Origin of the sequence: Flavobacterium sp. UGB4466 (assembly GCF_903469665.1) — a bacterium.
Lineage (GTDB): Bacteria > Bacteroidota > Bacteroidia > Flavobacteriales > Flavobacteriaceae > Flavobacterium > Flavobacterium lipolyticum.
Window position 1 is genome coordinate 1 of sequence record NZ_CAGKLC010000192.1, and the last position, 4,205, is coordinate 4,205.

Genomic DNA, 4,205 nt, shown 5'->3' on the forward strand with positions numbered 1-4,205 from the left:
TGTAGGTTCTTTTTAAGATAACCTGCCCTTCGGTATTTTTAAATTCTACCGTCGAACCGGCACTTTCGCTTGGGGTTACAGTTGTATTTTCATCGTAGGTAATCGTTTTATAGAGTCTTCCTTCCGCATAGGTTCCTGCATCAGTAAAACTAATGTCGTACAATCCTGAACCTGCGTCCCAAGTAGTATTGACTTTGTACAGTTTTACCGCATCCGCATCGGTATTGGTCTGGTAATCGATTTTGATTTCATGGCCTTTGCCCATTTCCCAGGAAGCTCCCGGAGCAGCTTGTTTTAAAACGCGGTTCAATGGTGATGGTTCAAATGCTTTTTGAGAGAAAAGATTTAAGGTATTATCGTATTCCGATTTACCATAAAAGATGGTTGCTGCACTTATGGCTGTTTTCGGGTCGATCATGGGGTAACTGTTGCTTCCGTTGGCCACTGCATACGGCAGGTATTCTTTGGCTTGCCGGCCAAAGTCATCATACTCCATAGGGGTTACAATGTCTTTGTCTCCTGTTCCCTGACCGATGATAATGGTTTGTATCGGACGGCCTAATCCGTCAAAATACGTCACAGTCTGACTCATTTCGTCCTTGGTCAGCGTACTTAGATTTGCTGCTTTAACCGGTTTTTTAGGACTTAGGGTGTATATAAAGTTGCCATTGCTTAAAGTTTGAGCTTTGATACTCTCACTTATAAAGAATAATAAAATTACTCCTGCTATATATATTTTCATAAGAGTCATTATTTTATCAATTAATAACAGAATTTACCAACATTTCCCTTTACGGAAATCTTTTCCAAACGCATTGATATCTTTTTGAGCTTTTGCATCTGCATCTTCTTGTGAAATTGTAGAGGAATATTGCCCGGCAGGAACAGTATATGTAGTATTACTTTTTTCGGGACACTTACTCAGTACAAACATTCTGCTTTTAGCTTTATTATAAAAAGTACAAATACTTGTCGCATTAGCTTTTGCTTGTCCATTTACATTAAATAAAGCTAATGCCTGCCAATCTGCATCAGCCTGAGAAATAGTTGATGTTTTTGAACCTGCCGGAAGTGTATAACTTACGACCTGCCCAACACCTTCAACAGGACAATTATTTTTAGTAAATGTACCGGTCTTGCTTACACTAGAAAAGGTACAAGTTCCAATAGCATTAGCATAAATCTGTCCGTTTGCATTAAATAATACTGTTGCCTGTGCATTTGCATCAGCCTGAGAAACTGTCGATGTTTTCTCCCCTACCCACAGCGTGTAATTAACGACCTGTGGCACACCTCCTCCAAAGCAACTATTTTTAGTAAATGTACCCGTTAAACTTGCACTTGAAAAGATACAGGAACCAATAGCGTTAGCATTTACCTGCCCGTTTGTATTAAATAAGGTTGCTGCTTGGGAATCTGCATCGGCTTGGGAAACAGTCGATGTTTTTGAACCTGCCGGAAGCGTATAACTAACTACCTGTCCAACACCTCCTGCAACGCAATTGTTTTTGGTAAAATTTCCTGTTATGCTAACGTTAGAAAAAGTACAAGTTCCATTTGTATTTGCAAAGTTTTGTCCTTCAGTATTAAATTTAGTTAATCCCTTACTGTCGGCTTCCGCCTGTGAAGAATTAGAAAAGGCTGCGCCATACGGCTGACTATAGACAATACTTGAACCTGCTCCTCCTGTCGCGCAGTTATTCTTAGTAATAGATCGGTTTATTGCGGCACTGTAAAAAGTGCAGGTCCCATTTGCATTGGCATAGGCTTGCCCATCAGTATTAAATTTATTTAAACCATTGCTGTCCGCATCAGCCTGCGAAATCGTAGACGTATACGCCCCAACCGCCTGACTGTAACTCACCATTTGGCCTGTTCCTCCTGCAGCACAATTATTTCTGGTAAACGATCCGTTTCTGGCTGCACTTTTATAGAAATACTCGCTGGCCGAAGTATTATCGCTGCAATCCGTTTGCTGACCTTTATAATTGTAGCAATATTTTTGAACTACATTTAGATCCTGATCCTTTACAAATTTCAATCTTCCCAAAGTATCATATTCATAATAAGAAGGTATACCTTTGGGATCTGTTATACTTGTAACACCAAGCAGTGGATTGTAAGTGTAAGTAGTAATAAAACTATTTGGAAAAGAATTTCTTAAAGCATTCAAAGCCTCTCTCAATAACTGTTCCCTACAATCATCTGACATGCAATTATCAGTATCTGCATTTGAAAGCTCCTGTAAATTTATTATAGTTCCTGCCGGGATCGAACTATAAGATACATTTTCAATTTTGGCAATAGGTTGTGTTTTATTATATCCCCAGATTATAGACACCGGTACTCCTGATTCAGGTGTATATTGCAAAATGTTTCCCTTATCATCATACTGATCGTAAGTAATTTTCTTTTCAAGATTACCTATATTAGGAATATTAAAGAGTTCATTTGTAAACTTAGCTGCATATATCGCTTTTAGAAGCAATAAATTACTAGTTGACGTACTTTTATCATAAACTGTTTTATCCTTAGAAAAAAGTGTTCCTCTCCTATATTTCTCAATAGCTATCGATATACCGATTCTGTTCGTTGTTTTTAACTCGGCCATAAAAGGCTCGTTTAATAAATCATCAGGATAGTAATATTTCTTTTCTAACTCTTTCTCTTCATTTAAGTTTAAAATACTTTCTGATGTTAACTGTAGATGGGTATTATTAGCATAATCGTATAAGGTTGTTACTGACACAGGATTTTGCCCCTTAATGTCAAATGAGGATACTATTTTCTTTGATAAATAACTAAATCTGCTAGTAATCGAATATTGGTTTATTACGTACAGTACGAAATTTTTAGCGCTATAATAAGGTATTCCTACAAAATTATTTTTACTGTATTCTAACTCGGGTTTAGCATCATAAAAATATTGTTCAACTGATATATTTTTTACCAAGCTATTTTCTTTTTTAAAGATTCTTTTCTTTCTAAGTTTCCCATTTAAATGAGAATTAGAATAGTTAACATTTCTAATAATTTCCTGACATAACATTAACGGTTCAATGTCACTATGAACATCAAAAATATTCTCAACGCCTCCATTTTCGAAATGATCCCCACCCCAGCTCTCTACTACAGAACTATATCCTATTGTTGTTCCGTCAAATGAAGTAAGGGAATTTTTTGGACTGGAAGTTACAGTGAAGGTTCTAACAAAATCTCTAGTGGATATATCTCCTGTATATTGTCCCAAATCAATTAAATCAACATCCGAAACATCTATATTCTCCGTTATATAAGGATCAATTGTCGCAAATGACCCCGAAGATGTTTCCAAATTATTCAAAGTGCCATAATAATATCTTTTTACATTCGCAGATCCATTATTATCATAATCAGTAGTACGCATAACTCGTACTCCGGCCATCGAAGTTTCTTTATTTTCCCAATGGGGTTCCATCCCAGTTGGAAAGAACTTAATAGACGCATTACCAAAAGAGCACTTTGAAGCTTTCACCGTAATTTTATACCAACCTGCTTCAAGGCATACTTCTTTATTTATAACCCTTTCCTGAGTATTATCGAACGAATACAAAATAGCATCTGTAGACGCATCGAGAATTTTAACAACAACTTTCTGCCCTGTTACATGGTGTGGCGCTGCAAAATAATTTTCACAGAGTCCTTCTTCATCACCTATTCCAACATTACCAGAAATAGCAACAACCTGCCTTTTACCAATTTGGAAGGGAATCGAAACACCTGTTGTACTATCCATACAATCAACCGTAACAGTTGAAACATTTTTCCCTTTCACAAAAACATTTGCAACAAGTTTATTTGATTCATACTCCAAAACTGTCTTTCCTTTAGTTGGGTAATAAATAGATTTCAACATCCCACAGTAGGTATATAAATCATTAGGAGCTCTCAATGAACCAATACTTTTATAAGCAGTAAATAATGGAGAAGAATAACACTCATTTCCGGGAACGGTACTGGTAGAGATATTGTTAAAAATAAGATCATTTACCCCATTACCTCCATTAAAATAACCATATAAATCTTTTGCAAATGAATGCCTTGCCGGAAGTTTTTCGGGCTGATAATAATCAAAGGAGTATTTAACAAATTCAGCTGATGAACTTTTTCCTTGTTCTCGCACTTCTTTCAGAAATATTAATTTCTGATCTACATTGGTATACCCA

2 protein-coding genes are annotated in these 4,205 nt (G+C 36.4%); both read right to left on the reverse strand.

The window, feature by feature from the left end:
- The coding region (locus JO950_RS21390) for a DUF6443 domain-containing protein (protein ID WP_237732418.1) at positions 1-742 on the reverse strand (742 nt) is incomplete at its 3' end.
- A gap of 33 nt (positions 743-775) precedes the next feature.
- A partial coding sequence (locus tag JO950_RS21395) for a DUF5977 domain-containing protein (protein ID WP_202704456.1) occupies positions 776-4,205 on the reverse strand: 3,430 nt, incomplete at its 5' end.